At 70.6% G+C, this 11,419-nt stretch carries 9 protein-coding genes, 1 tRNA gene and 1 pseudogene; 6 read left to right on the forward strand and 5 right to left on the reverse strand.

From position 1 onward, the window contains the following. Positions 1-119 precede the first annotated feature (119 nt). From M6G65_RS23240 to M6G65_RS23260, 5 genes are all read left to right on the forward strand, one after another. Positions 120-1,358 carry a cytochrome P450 gene (locus M6G65_RS23240; RefSeq protein WP_238197693.1) on the forward strand — a complete coding sequence of 413 codons (1,239 nt, stop codon included), beginning with the start codon at positions 120-122 and terminating at the stop codon, positions 1,356-1,358. A 140-nt stretch (positions 1,359-1,498) separates the two neighbouring features. Beyond that, positions 1,499-2,803 (forward strand): glycosyltransferase, encoded by a 1,305-nt coding sequence (locus M6G65_RS23245; RefSeq protein WP_238197695.1) that lies wholly within the window; start codon positions 1,499-1,501, stop codon positions 2,801-2,803. 263 nt (positions 2,804-3,066) lie between these two features. Continuing rightward, the gene (locus M6G65_RS23250; protein WP_238197696.1) at positions 3,067-3,312 is read left to right on the forward strand and encodes a hypothetical protein; all 246 of its coding nucleotides are present in this window, start codon (positions 3,067-3,069) and stop codon (positions 3,310-3,312) included. 8 nt (positions 3,313-3,320) lie between these two features. Beyond that, complete coding sequence (locus tag M6G65_RS23255) at positions 3,321-4,241, forward strand: adenylate/guanylate cyclase domain-containing protein (protein WP_238197698.1); 921 nt, start codon at positions 3,321-3,323, stop codon at positions 4,239-4,241. A 115-nt stretch (positions 4,242-4,356) separates the two neighbouring features. Then, positions 4,357-5,013 carry a phytochelatin synthase family protein gene (locus tag M6G65_RS23260; protein ID WP_238197700.1) on the forward strand — a complete coding sequence of 219 codons (657 nt, stop codon included), beginning with the start codon at positions 4,357-4,359 and terminating at the stop codon, positions 5,011-5,013. Between the two features lie 522 nt (positions 5,014-5,535). Here M6G65_RS23260 and M6G65_RS23265 read toward each other — a convergent pair. From M6G65_RS23265 to M6G65_RS23285, 5 genes and pseudogenes are all read right to left on the reverse strand, one after another. Then, positions 5,536-5,694: a hypothetical protein gene (locus tag M6G65_RS23265; protein ID WP_238197702.1), complete on the reverse strand. Its 159-nt coding sequence runs from the start codon at positions 5,692-5,694 to the stop codon at positions 5,536-5,538. 210 nt (positions 5,695-5,904) lie between these two features. Next, a tRNA-Arg gene (locus tag M6G65_RS23270) sits at positions 5,905-5,981 on the reverse strand. 186 nt (positions 5,982-6,167) lie between these two features. Continuing rightward, positions 6,168-6,920, reverse strand: coding sequence for a nucleotidyltransferase family protein (locus tag M6G65_RS23275; RefSeq protein ID WP_238197703.1), 753 nt, complete (start codon positions 6,918-6,920; stop codon positions 6,168-6,170). Between the two features lie 19 nt (positions 6,921-6,939). Further along, a pseudogene (gene tsaE, locus M6G65_RS23280) lies at positions 6,940-8,530 on the reverse strand (tRNA (adenosine(37)-N6)-threonylcarbamoyltransferase complex ATPase subunit type 1 TsaE). 128 nt (positions 8,531-8,658) lie between these two features. Then, positions 8,659-10,506 (reverse strand): sigma 54-interacting transcriptional regulator, encoded by a 1,848-nt coding sequence (locus M6G65_RS23285; protein ID WP_430929508.1) that lies wholly within the window; start codon positions 10,504-10,506, stop codon positions 8,659-8,661. 383 nt (positions 10,507-10,889) lie between these two features. Here M6G65_RS23285 and cynS point away from each other — a divergent pair, with 383 nt between their 5' ends. Further along, entirely contained in the window at positions 10,890-11,378 is a 489-nt protein-coding gene (gene cynS, locus M6G65_RS23290; RefSeq protein WP_238197709.1) for a cyanase, read from the forward strand. Positions 11,379-11,419 lie beyond the last annotated feature (41 nt).

Below are 11,419 nucleotides of genomic sequence, written 5' to 3' on the forward strand. Positions count from 1 at the left end.
CTGCTCGTGCAGTCCGGCGCGCCGAATGTTATGATCGTAACCGTCGGCCGAGCTTCCGAAATCATCCTGTAGCTCGGGCTTCCGAGAGTTCTCGCGCATCACAGCAGCGAGGATGACAGATGAACGGAACCGATGACCCGACGCGTCACGCCGACCTGTCCGCGATCCCGGACGGCGTCCCGACGCTGACGGTGGCGGAGCTGGAGGCCGATCCGCACGGCGTGTTCCGTACCTGGCGACCCCGGCTGCCCGTCGTCGGCCACGAGGTCGCGGGCTACCTCGTGCTCCGTGCCCGCGATGTCGACCTGCTGATGCGCGACCCCCGCGCCCGGGCGACGGAGACGCTCTATCCGGAGACGCGCGGGATCCCGGAAGGCACGCTGTTCGACATCTTCGCGCACGGGATGCTCACCGCCAACGGGACCGTCCATCGCCGGCGCCGCTCGCCCTTCACCCGCACCTTCGCGGCCCGGATGATCGAAGGCCTGCGCCCCCGGATCCGGGCGGCCGCGGAAAGCCTCGTCCGGGACGTGCTGGCGGAGGACGAGGTCGACCTCGTCGAGCGCTACACGTCCCTGATCCCGGCCCAGACCATCGCCGACATCCTCGGCCTGCCGCGCGACGACATCCCGCGCTTCACGCGGCTCGCCTACGAGGTCTCCCGGGTGCTGAGCTTCACCTTCGGACCGGAGGACATCCCGGATCTCGAAGCGGCGGCGCTCGCGCTGCAGGATTACGTGCGCGCGATCCTCGAGGCGCGCCGGTCGTCGCCCCAGGACGATTTCCTGTCGCGCTTCCTGGCGGAGGCGGATGCGGCGGGCGAACTCACCCCGCAGGAGGTGGTCGTCCAGCTCGTGCAGATGATCATCGGCGGCACCGACACGACCCGGGTCGCCGGCGCGATGCAGGTGGCACTGCTGCTGCAGCATCCCGAGCAATGGGCGGCGGTGAGCCGCGATCCCGGCCTGATCCCGGCCGCGGTGGCGGAGTCGCTCCGCTACGAGCCGAGCGTCGGCTCCGCCGGGCGGGTCGCCCAGGAGGATATTGCGCTCGACGGGCATGTCGTGCCGGCCGGTAGCATGATCCTGCTCTCGACGCTGTCGGCGCTGCGGGACGAAGCGGTCTACGCACATCCCGACACGTTCGACATCCGGCGCGCCGACCTTCCGCGCCTGCATCCGATCTTCGGCGGCGGCGCGCACCGCTGCATCGGCGAGGCCCTGGCCCGGATCGAGCTGGAAGAGGGCCTGGGCGCCCTGATGCGTCTCGCCCCAGACCTGCGCCTGACCGGCGCTATGCCGGCCATCCAGGGCCATAGCGGCATCCGCCGCATCGATGCGCTGCGGGTCGCCGCCTAGGGCCTGCCCGCCCCCGTTTCAGCCGTAACCGTTTCGGCCGCGCTCCGCAGCCGCGCCGTAACAGGCCGCCCCCAGCCTGTCTCCCGGGCCTCGCGGCGATCGTGCGGCGCCCGCTATCCCCCTCACAGATAGGACATGCGATGAAGGTCCTTCTCTGCTCGACGCCCGCCACCGGGCATCTCAACCCCCTGCTGGCCATCGCCCGCATGCTGGTCGATGACGGCCACGAGGTCATGGTCCTGTCGGGCTCCGCCTTCCGCGACCGCATCACGGCATCGGGCGCGCGCTTCATGGCCCTGCCGGGGATAGCGGATTTCGACGGCCGCGATCTCCGCGCCGTCGTGCCCGAACTGGCTCAGATCCCGCCCGGGCCGGATTGGCTGCGCGTCGCCATGGAGCGGATCTTCGTCGACCGGATCCCCGACCAGCACCAGGGCCTGCGCGCGGCGCTGCGGGCCTTTCCCGCCTCGGTGGTGATCGGCGACGACATGTTCTTCGGCGCCCTGCCGCTGCTGCTCGGGCCGCGGGCGGAGCGTCCCGCCATCGTCCTGTGCGGCACCTCGTTCCTCCACTGCACGCGCCCCGACAAAGCCCCGGCTTTCATGGGCCTTCCGCCGGCGGAGTCACCGGAGCAGGAGAGGGCCTACGGACGGATCGCCGAGGCCTACGACGCGGCGGTCGACCGGCCGGTCGGGCTGAGCCTCGCCGCCGTGCTGGCGAAGCTCGGCCTGGCGGCGCCGCCCTGGCCGCTGTTCGACGCGGTCGTCCGGCTCGCCGACACCTACCTGCAGCTCACCGTGCCAAGCTTCGAATACCCGTTCGCGATGCCGCCGACGGTGCGCTTCATCGGAGCCCTGCCGATCGTCCCGGGTCAGGCGGCGCTCCCGCCCTGGGCCGGCGATCTCGACGGCACCCGCAAGGTCGTGCTCGTCACGCAGGGCACGGTCGCGAACCACGATTTCGGCCTGCTCGTCGGCCCGGCCCTCCAGGCTCTCGCCGGGGAGCCCGACATCCTGACCGTGGTGACGGCGGGCGGGCGGGGCTTGGACGCCATCCCGGGTCCGATTCCCGCCAATGCGCGGCTGTCACAATACCTGCCGTTCGAGTGGCTGCTGCCCCGGATCGACGCCATGGTGACCAATGGCGGCTACGGGAGCGTCAACCAGGCGCTGAGCTTCGGAATCCCGCTCGTCGCCGCCGGTCTCACCGAGGACAAGGCCGACGTGAACGCCCGCATCGCGTGGTCGGGGGCCGGGATCGATCTCGCCACGAACGAGCCGACGCCGGCGGCGATCCGGCGGGCGGTCCGGACCGTGCTCGACGCGCCGGGCCACCGCCGGGAGGCGCAGCGCCTCGCCGCCGCCTATGCGACGTACGACGCGAAGGCCGAGATCCTGCGGCTCCTGTCCCAATACGGCGGCGGCCGCGTGCGCAACGCCGCCTGAGCGAACACCGGACCTTGCCGAGGGCCGCCGCGGGAAAAGCGGCCGCCCTCTCTGTGACCATGACGGCACCCGGCCCGCTGGATCGGGTGCTTTTCGCGTGATTTCACGCCAAATCAAATAATAAATAGATATTGGTCAGAAAATTCCTCGAAATATTGAAAACATCTGCCACATTTCCGCTGTAATAGCATTTCCGCTTTGCGGAACAGCGGCGAAATATCGAAGATGTACGCATGAGGCTCCGAAATTCGGAGCTCAGAACCATGACCCACTATCGGACACGATCCACGGCAGGCGCCGCGATCGCAGCCTTTGTCCTCGCGCTGGCGGCCCCGAATGCTGCGTGGTCGCAGCCGATCCCGCGCTTCGCGCAGCCCGACGTTCCGAGCCTGGCCGCGATGGCCCATCCCCTCCCGGCCGTGCGGGGCCAGGATTCCCGCTCTCCCGCTGTCGAGCGCGAGCACCTCAAGGCACAGCGCATCATCAACCGCGTCTGCTCGGGCTGCTGATGCCAACGATGTCCCTTCCGGACGCCCGCACGGCGGCGGCGGACGCCGGTCCCGGGTCCGGTCGGGAGCGCCGGGAAGCCGGGCCGGCGCAGTCCGTCCGCCAACGCGACACCGCCGCGGCATGGGGCGCCCCGCTCCTGGCCGCGGCGGCGATGCCGCTGCTTCTGGGACTCGCAACCGCGACGGCGCCGGAACCCGTCACCCTCAGCCTCGCCGGGCTTGCCCTGACGTGGCTCGCGCTGCGGACGCAGCGCCTGCGCTCCGCGGCCCGGATCGCGACGCGCCATCGCGACAACCTCGCGCGCCTGGCTGCGCCGGCGGTCGCCCGCTTGGTTGCCGAGACCGATTCGGTCGCGCTGCGCGCCGGCTGGGAGCAGGAGGCGACGGTGCTGTTTGCCGACATCCGCGGCTTCACCCGTCTGTGCGAGACCTTGGCGCCCGGCGAGGTTGCGGCGTTCCTCGCGGAGTTCCGGACGCGCACCGCGCGGGCGATCGAGGCGGCGGGCGGCCTTGTCGACAAGTTCGTCGGCGACGAGGTCATGGCCGTGTTCGGCGTGCCGCACGCGGCGCCTGGGGATACCGATCGCGCCGTGGCGGCGGCCCGCGCACTCGCGGCCGCGATGACGGCCTGGAGCGGCGAGCGGGAACAGGCAGGCCTGCCGCCGGTCCGGATCGGGATCGGGCTGCACCGCGGCTCGGTCTTCATCGGTACCATCGGGGCGGAGCGCGTCGAGTTCACCGCGGTCGGCGACACCGTCAACGTGGCCCGCCGCCTAGAGCAGATGACCCGCACCCTGGCCTGCGACTGCATCGTTTCGGAGGCCGTGGTTCGGGATGCGACCTCCGGCGAGGCGCGGATCGTCGCCGTTCGGCCGGTGCGCGGAGCCTGTGCCGTCCTGCGCCTGTTCGCCATCCGGCTGGCTCCGTAGCGGCCGGGCGCAATCCCATTCGACGCGGAGGGCTTGCAGCATGGTAGCCGAACAGGTGCGACGCGGCCGTGGCTGGAGGCGCCGCCGGTCCGCTGTCCTCGGCGCGATCGCGCTCTTGGCCGGGATCCTCGGCGCCGCGATCCTCGGTCCGCGTCTCGTCAGCCCGAACGCCGACACGTCCGTGATCTCGATCGCGACGGGCTCGGACTTTCACGATCCTGCCCTTCTGGCGCGGGCCTGGGCCCTGCCCGTGGCCGCGGCGTACCGGCGTCGTCCTTACGAATACCAGAGCAACCCGAGCTTCTGCGGTCCTGCCAGCGTAGCGAACCTGCTCCGCTCCCTCGGCGTCGATTTTTCACAAGCCGACGTGCTCCGCGGCACGGCGTTTCAGCCCTGGTTCGGCGTGCTGGTGAACGGCCTGACGCTGGATGAGCTGGCGTCGCTGATCCGAAGGCGGCTCGATCGTCCGGTCCGTGTTGTCCGTGATCTCTCGTTGCCTGAGTTCCGCGCGGCGATGATCAGCGGCAACGATCCCGCCAAGCGGCTGATCGTCAACTTTCACCGGGGGCCCTTGTTCGGCCGGGGCGCCGGGCACTTCTCGCCGATCCTCGGATATCTCCCGGACCGAGATCTCGTCTTTGTCGGCGATGTGAACGGCGATTACCGGCCTTTTCTTGTCGGCAGCGAGCGCTTGTGGCGCGCCGTCACGACGCTCGACGCCACGTCCGGCAAAGCCCGTGGCTTGCTGATCATCGACGCGGCCGTGCCTTAGCGCGCTCAAGGCGACGTGGATGCGGCCGAGGCGCCGAGCCCCGGCTCGCAAAAGGAAGACCCGGCCGCGGTATCATCCGCGGCCGAGCCTCAGGCAGCGGCGCCGACGGCGACCGCTCGGTCATTACACGCGGTGGTGCCTGTGCCGATGCATCATACGGCGCATCCGGCGGATCGGATGCCAGCGAACGTCCGTGATGCTGCCCGGGGCACCGGCAACCGTCGCGGCTGGCACCGGGCTGAGTGGGGCCGCTGAGGCCGGGGCAACAAACGCGGCGGCACTGAACGTGGCCAGGAGAGCGGCGGTGATCATCGATGTGCGCAAGGAAGGCTTCCTCTCGTACCGCCCGTTGGAGCCGGATAACCAGCGGATCGAGGGGCAGCAAAACGTCCTCGACCCCTTGAGGAAGGCAGGGCGCTGATTGATGGTTCCGGAGGACCGATCACGAAAGAGTTTAGCGTCGCGGCACCCGCCCGAGCGGGACGCTGTCGCTCTGGGTCGCGGACCGAGAGATGGGCTCGATTAGGACGCCAGCGTGAGGTCTGCTCCCGCGAAGCCAAGCCCGGCGAGGAACAGGCTGCCACCCATCACCTCAAGGATGGCGCGGTAGCGCGGAGACCACAGGGATCCGGCTGCCATGCTGACGCCTGCCAAGACACAGAACACGCCCAGCGCCATCATGATGGCCTCCGTATCAATCAGTGACACGGAGGCTACGGATGGAGCGCTGAGCGGTTCCAGGGCGCGGACGCTGTCGACAGCTTTATCAGCCTGCCGTTCACGCGTGCCGCTCGCGCATCCGGTGCGCGGAAGCTGAACCCGAGTTGTCCCGCTGCTAGCCGCAGCGTTGCCCCGGTCGATTCGGCGATGTTTTGAAGTCAAGCTGAGTGATGGCGCGCCCGAAAGGATTCGAACCTCTGACCCCCAGATTCGTAGTCTGGTGCTCTATCCAGCTGAGCTACGGGCGCCTGACACGGCGGCGGGGTCTTGGCCCGCCGGTGTGAGGGGGCTTCTAGAGGCTCGGATCGGGCTTGGCAAGACACCTCGTTACATCACAGCGTATGACCCGCACGGTATGGGGCCTCACCCCACTCGGTCGATGCGGAAACGTCACCGCCCATCCGCCGCGACCGCAGACCGGCCGACCGATCCGGCTAGGGTGTCCGCGCGCTCGCCCGCACCCGCTCCTCCGCGGCCCGGATCGCCTCCGGCGTGCCGACATGCAGCCATTGGCCGTCGAGGCGCAGGCCGAACAGCCGGCCGGCCTCGATCGCCCGGTCGAACAGGAGGTTGAGCGAGAAGGCGCCCTCCGGCGTGTCGGCGAACAGGCTCGGGCTCAGGATCGCCACCCCGGCGTAGATGAAGGGGGCGACCTCGCGCTCCCCGCGGCGCTCCAGGCGTCCATCCGGCTCCATCACGAAGTCGCCGGCGCCCTCGTAGCCGAGGCTGGTGGCGGTGGGGGCCACCAGCAGCAGGCAGTCCATGCGGTGCGCGTCCCAGCGGCCGATCAGCCGGCTCAGGTTGGAGGCCGGTCCTTCGAGCCAGAACGAGTCCGAGTTCAGCACCACAAAGGGCTCCGCGCCCAGAAGCGGCAGCGCCTTGCGGATGCCCCCGCCGGTCTCCAGAAGCGCCGCGCGCTCGTCCGACACGATCGTGGCCGGCCCCCGGCCCGACTCTTCCGCCCGCCGGGCGAGATGGCCCTCGATCAGGTCGGCGAGATAGTGGACGTTGACCACGGCCGTGCCGATCCCGGCCTCCGCGACCCGGTCCAGGGCGTGGTCGAGGAGCGCCTTGCCGGCGACCTCCACCAGCGGCTTGGGCACCGTGGCAGTCACCGGACGCATGCGCTTGCCCAGGCCGGCGGCCAGGACGAAGGCGCGGCTGACGGCTGGCTTGAGCTCGCTCATGCGATCGAAGGTCCGGTGGTCAGGATTCGGGGGCGGGGCTGACGAGGCCCGGCAAATGCGCCGCGTGCCAGTCGCGCAGCCCGGCGAGCGCGGGATGGGCGAGGTTGCGGGCGAGGTAGCCCTCGATCCGCGGCAGGTGGGCCAGATAGCCGGGCTTGCCGTCGCGCCGGTCGAGCCGCGCGAAGATGCCGAGGATCTTGGTGGCCCGCTGCGCGGCGAGCAGCGCGTAGGCCGTGGCGAAGGCGCCGACGTCGAAGGCCGGATCCCGCCCGCGGCGCTCGCGAGCGTAGAGCCCGAGCAGCCGCAGCTCGAACTCGGCGGAGGTGTCGACGCGGGCATCCTGCAGCAGCGAGGCGACGTCGTAGGCCGGATGACCCATCACGGCGTCCTGGAAGTCGATCAGGCCGACCCGCTCCAGCCCGTCGCGCTCGGGCAGCCAGATCAGGTTGGGCGAGTGGTAGTCCCGCAGCGTCCAGGTCGGCCGGTCCGGGACCGCGCCCTGAAGGGCCGCCCGCCACAGGTCGACGAAGTCCGACCGCGCCTCGGCCGACAGCGTGGCATCCCGGATCGCGGGCGCGTACCAGTCGGGCATCAGTTCGGCCTCGAACAGCAGCGCCTCCGTGTCGTAGGGCGGCAGCACGTGCTCGATCCCGTCCGCCACCGGCAGGACCGGGGGCAGCGGCGTCGCGTGGAGCTTGGCGAGCAGCCGCACCGCCTCGGCGTAGCGCTCGGGCCGCGGCGCGCCGGCCTCGATCACCGGCTCGCTGCCGAGATCCTCCAGGATCAGCAGCCCCTCGGCGAGGTCCTCGCCGTAGATCTTCGGCGCCGAGAAGCCGAGCGCCCGCAGGCCCCGGTCGAGGGCCACGAAGGCGTGGACGCTCTCGGCCAGATGCACGATCGCGCTGTAGGGCTTGCCGTCGCGCACCGGCGGCCCGTCGGGCCGGGGCGGGGCGATCATCAGCACGGCGCTGGTGCCGTCGGGCTTGGTCAGGCGCTCGTAGGCGCGGGACGAGGCGTCGCCCTGCATCAGCGTGCGCTCGGCCACATCCCAGCCGCTGCGGTCGAGGAGCCGGCGCACCGCCCGGGCCCGGTCGAGGCGGGCCCGCATCCCGCCGGTGCCGTCGATCCGGGCGAGCCGCGCCTCGGGGCCGAACTCCGCCCGCAGGGACAGGTCGACGGTCAGCACCGGGGCGTCGCGGGGCGGCAGCCGGTCGGGCCATTCGACAAGCGTGATCGCATCCTCGGCCATCTCGTCCGAAGCCGAGCTCGACCAATTCATCGGGGTCGCGCAGCCGGTAGAGGTCGGCGTGGATGATCGCGCGGCCGTCCCGGGCCGTGTAGGGCTGAATGAGCGTGAAGGTCGGGCTCGGCACCTCGAGGCGCGGATCGCCGGCGAGTTCGCGGATCACCGCGCGGGCGAGCGTCGTCTTGCCGCCGCCGAGACCGCCCGACAGGGCCACGACGTCGCCCGGACACAGGAACTCGGAGAGGAACAGGCCGAGATCCTCGGTCGCCGTCTCTTCCGGAAGCACGAACTCCCACGGGGCCGGCGGCGCGGACGCGCCCGCCCCCTCGTCGGCCCTCTGACCGTCCCGATCGTCTCCGTCCAAAGCCCGCCTCCGAGACCAGAGGGCGCATGGTCCGGAAACACGCCACGGATGCAAGCGTTTCCGGCCGCGGTTGTGCGCTTCCCGCCGGCCCGGTGCATCGAAACCACGCTCGCAGCGCCGCGAAAAGATCAGCTGCGCCGGAGATCGCCGTCATCGCGGGAGATGCCGTGCGCCTTGATGCGCGAGGCGAGCGTCGTCGGGCGCAGGCCGAGCAGCGCGGCCGCGCCTCCGGGCCCGGAGATCCGGCCGCCCGTCAGCGCCAGGGCTGCGACGATCTCGGCGCGGTCGCGGGCGCGGCGCTCGGCCTCGGTGGCCGGCCGTCCATCGGGTGCGGCGACCGGCAACCGGACCGGATCGGGCGTCCGGGCTGGCTCGCCGTCGGGCAGATCGAGGCGGAGCCGCCCCCTGGCACTGAGGATTGCCGCCCGCTCGATCACGTTCTCCAGCTCGCGGACATTCCCCGGCCAAGCGTAGCGGCAGAGGCGCCGGACATCGCCCTCCGAGAGCCGCGGCTCCGGGATGTTGAGGCGGCGCGCCGCCGCCGTGAGCAGATGCTGGGCGATCGGAGGGATGTCCTCGGGACGCTCGCGCAGGGGCCGCGCCTGGATCGGGAAGACATTGAGGCGGAAGTAGAGGTCGTCGCGGAAGCGCCCGCTCGCCACCTCGGCGCGCAGGTCGCGATTGGTGGCGGCCACCACCCGCACGTCGACCGCACGGGTGCGCGCCTCGCCGACCCGCTCGAAGGAGCGCTCCTGCAGCACGCGCAGCAGCTTGCCCTGCAGGTCCAGGGGAATCTCGCCGACTTCGTCGAGGAACAGTGTGCCGCCATCGGCGAGCTCGAACCGGCCGACACGGTCGCGGAGTGCGCCCGTGAAGCTGCCCTTGGCGTGGCCGAAGAATTCGCTCTCGAACAGGTCGCGCGGAATCGCCGCGCAGTTCACGCGGATCATCGGGCGGGCGCTGCGGCGGCTCGCCTCGTGGATCGCGCGGGCGATCAGCTCCTTCCCGGTGCCGGACTCGCCGGTGATCAGCACGGTGGCGTCGGTACCGGCCACCAGCTCGATCTGCCTGAGCGTCGCCGCGATGGCCGGCGAGCGGCCGATGATGCCCTGGTGATGGCGCTCGGCCCGGATTTCCTCCTTCAGATACGCGTTCTCCAGCTCCAGGCGCTGCCGCAGCGTGTCGACCTCGGCGAGCGCGCTCTTCAGCCGGCGCTCGTCCTCCCGCCGCTGGCTGACGTCGCGGAACACGATCACGGCACCCAGCAGGCGGCCGCGGTCGCGGATCGGCGTCGAGGTGTACTCGACGGGAAAGGACGTTCCGTCCGCCCGCCAGAAGACCTCGTGATCGACCTGACGCACAGCGCCGTCCCGGAAGGCCGCGTAGATCGGGCAGTCCCGGTGCGGATAGGTGCTGCCGTCCGGGTGCGTGTGGTGCACGGCGGCGTGCATGTCCTTGCCGACGAGGTCGGCGGCCGCCCAGCCGAGCATCCGCTCGGCGGCCGGGTTGACGAAGGTGGTCACGCCCTCGGCGTTGACGCCGTAGATCCCCTCCCCGGCTGCCCGAAGGATCAACTGGTTGCCGTGCTCGATATCGCGGAAGATCCGCTCCATGCGCTGCCACTCGGAAAGACCCGCGCGCATGTAGGCCTCGGCCTCGCCGTCGACCTGCCGGCGATGGACAGTGTCGGGATCTGCGAGAGTCACGAGGAGGAGCGTCGGCCCGCCCGGAAGCGGGAAGGCCGCCGTCTCGACCCGCAGGTCGCGGCCCGCGGCGTCGCGCGGCGCGAGCGCGCGCGTCCACCAATGCCCTTTCGCCAGGACGGCCTGGGTGAAGACCGTGAGGGCGGCGAGTTGCCCGGGATAGAGCGCGCTGGCCCGCGCGCCACGCAATGTCTGACGCGGATGGCCGAGCAGCCGTACCGCCGCCGGATTGGCGTCCGCGATCCGGTCCTCCTCCGGCGCAAGGACCAGCATCGGATCCGGGCTGGCCTCGAAGATGGGGCCGAATGGGCACGGCTCGCTGGGCTCACGAGATCTCGTCATCCGTTGACGATATCTCGTTTCCGACGAGATGTCGTGAATGTACGCGGCGCAGCCAACATTCTGTAACGTCGCATGTTTTCGTGCAGGCACTGCCTGGCACACCGTTTGCCGAAGATCATGCGACCGCCGTCGGTCGTCGCAGTGCCAGGAGAGGCGCCGCGTCGATCTCAAGGCGGGCAGCCTTCCGTGCTCGGGCGCGGCCGTTTCCCCTCACCGGGCGCGGTCCGGGTGCGCACCCCTCGGGGGTGGGGTGAGACCGCGACGTGTCCGCGGTCTCACCCGAGCCAAACCGACGGTCGACCTGGGAGCGGACGATGAAGCGCGAGGACCTCACCGAGAAGCTGCTCGACATCAAGCGCGAGAAGGGCTGGAGCTGGAAGCATATCCATGAGGAGATCGGCGGCCTGTCGCCGTTCCTGATCACCGCGGCCTGCATGGGCCAGATGAAACTGCCGAAGGCTCAGGCCAAGCGGGCGGCCGAGCTGTTCGGCCTGACGGTCGCCGAGGAGCGCATGCTCAACGAGCCGCCCTACCGGGGCTCGATCCCGTCGATGCCGCCCACCGATCCGCTGATCTACCGGTTCTACGAACTGGTGATGGTCTACGGCACGACCTTCAAGGAGCTGATCCAGGAGGAGTTCGGCGACGGCATCATGTCGGCGATCGACTTCAACATGGACATGGCCCGCGAGGCCAACAACAAGGGCGACCGCGTGCGGCTCACCATGTCGGGCAAGTTCCTGCCGTACAAGTATTACGGCAACGACGACGACACGCCGGAATACGGGTTCAAGGAGGGGTGAGCGGTCCGGGGGTTTTCAAGATCGTCTGAACAGCGTGTCGT

The sequence above is a fragment of the Methylobacterium tardum genome, from assembly GCF_023546765.1.
GTDB lineage: Bacteria > Pseudomonadota > Alphaproteobacteria > Rhizobiales > Beijerinckiaceae > Methylobacterium > Methylobacterium tardum.

Excerpts from the sequence above, each read along its gene's own strand:
- M6G65_RS23240 (WP_238197693.1), top strand. The coding sequence starts at position 120 with ATGAACGGAACCGATGACCCGACGCGTCACGCCGACCTGTCCGCGATC.
- M6G65_RS23245 (WP_238197695.1), top strand. The coding sequence starts at position 1,499 with ATGAAGGTCCTTCTCTGCTCGACGCCCGCCACCGGGCATCTCAACCCC.
- M6G65_RS23250 (WP_238197696.1), top strand. The coding sequence starts at position 3,067 with ATGACCCACTATCGGACACGATCCACGGCAGGCGCCGCGATCGCAGCC.
- M6G65_RS23255 (WP_238197698.1), top strand. The coding sequence starts at position 3,321 with ATGTCCCTTCCGGACGCCCGCACGGCGGCGGCGGACGCCGGTCCCGGG.
- M6G65_RS23265 (WP_238197702.1), bottom strand. The coding sequence starts at position 5,694 with ATGATGGCGCTGGGCGTGTTCTGTGTCTTGGCAGGCGTCAGCATGGCA.
- M6G65_RS23275 (WP_238197703.1), bottom strand. The coding sequence starts at position 6,920 with ATGAGCGAGCTCAAGCCAGCCGTCAGCCGCGCCTTCGTCCTGGCCGCC.
- M6G65_RS23285 (WP_430929508.1), bottom strand. The coding sequence starts at position 10,506 with ATGCTGGTCCTTGCGCCGGAGGAGGACCGGATCGCGGACGCCAATCCG.
- cynS (WP_238197709.1), top strand. The coding sequence starts at position 10,890 with ATGAAGCGCGAGGACCTCACCGAGAAGCTGCTCGACATCAAGCGCGAG.